We start from the raw sequence: 741 nt of genomic DNA, 5'->3' as shown, positions 1-741 counted from the left end.
GACTCGGGCACCACGATCCGCCGCCGCTACCACCTCGCCCCGCTGCCGGGCTCCGAGTCCGCGTACGTGGGGACGATCTCCTCCGCCGGTCTCGATCCCGCGGTGATCCCGCAGGAGCTGCAGGACGCGGTCGCCTCCGGGCCGGGCGTGTACGACGCGAGCGTGGCGCTGCCGGACCCCGGCGGCGGCACCCGGCCCGGCCTCGTGTTCGGCGCCCAGGTGGTGCTGCCCCCGGGTGCCACCTACGGGCTCTACCTCGTCTACGACCTCGCGGACGTCCAGAGCTCGCTGGACTCGGTGCTCGGGGTGCTGCTGGTGTTCGGCGTCGGATTCCTGGTGATCAACGTGCTGGTCTCGTGGTGGGTCTCGCGGCGTGTGACCCTGCCCGTGCAGCAGGCGGCCCGGGCGGCCGAGTCCCTCTCGAGCGGCAACCTGGCCGTGCGGATGCCGGTCGACGGTGAGGACGAGATGGCCCGCCTGGGCACGTCCTTCAACCGGATGGCGGACAGCATCCAGGACCAGATCGGCCAGCTCGCCCAGCTGTCCCAGATGCAGCAGCGGTTCGTCTCGGACGTCTCCCATGAGCTGCGCACGCCGCTGACGACCGTGCGGATGGCGGCCGACGTGCTGTACGGCTCGCGCGAGGACTTCGACCCGATCAACCGACGCTCGACCGAGCTGCTCTACCACCAGGTGGACCGCTTCCAGGCCATGCTCGCGGACCTGCTGGAGATCACCCGG

At 71.4% G+C, this 741-nt stretch carries 1 protein-coding gene; it reads left to right on the top strand.

Going from position 1 to position 741, the window contains the following annotated elements; all coding sequences use genetic code 11:
• A partial coding sequence (locus UN64_RS21840; RefSeq protein WP_139343255.1) for a HAMP domain-containing protein occupies positions 1-741 on the top strand: 741 nt, incomplete at both ends.

Source organism: Fictibacillus arsenicus (assembly GCF_001999465.1).
Lineage (GTDB): Bacteria > Bacillota > Bacilli > Bacillales > Fictibacillaceae > Fictibacillus > Fictibacillus arsenicus.
The sequence above is the reverse complement of the archived record's forward strand: the minus strand, read 5'-3'. Positions and strand labels throughout refer to the sequence as shown.